The sequence below is a fragment of the Heyndrickxia camelliae genome (assembly GCF_002844575.1).
GTDB classification, from domain to species: Bacteria; Bacillota; Bacilli; order Bacillales; family Bacillaceae_C; genus Margalitia; species Margalitia camelliae.
Window position 1 is genome coordinate 1 of record NZ_PIQO01000079.1, and the last position, 325, is coordinate 325.

General features: G+C 34.2%; 1 pseudogene. It reads right to left on the reverse strand.

Annotation, left to right across the window (positions count from 1 at the left end):
• Window positions 1–10 precede the first annotated feature (10 nt).
• Window positions 11–325, reverse strand: a pseudogene (locus CWO92_RS24995) (hypothetical protein); the annotation flags it as partial.

Consider the following 325-nt stretch of genomic DNA (forward strand, 5'->3'; position numbering starts at 1 on the left):
CATTTAACAATCACACCGAACCTCTAACTCTTTTTTTAATCTCTAAACTTACTAAACTTTGCTCAAGATCAGAGATTTTACCCTCCAAATCAAGTATCTGTTTTTCCAGTGTTTTTCCTATTTCGTTTATATCGTCTGTAATAGGTTGAGTTTTTAAAGGTTTATCCTTTCCAACTTTTTCTCCTAGTTTAAATGGTTTAGGAATAACGGGACCAGAACATCTTGGACATCTAACACCATCCATTCTATTGTGGCCTATAGTAACCGTGTTGCAAGACTTGTCCATACATTCAAATTGAGTATTATATTTCATTTCCTTCTCCAC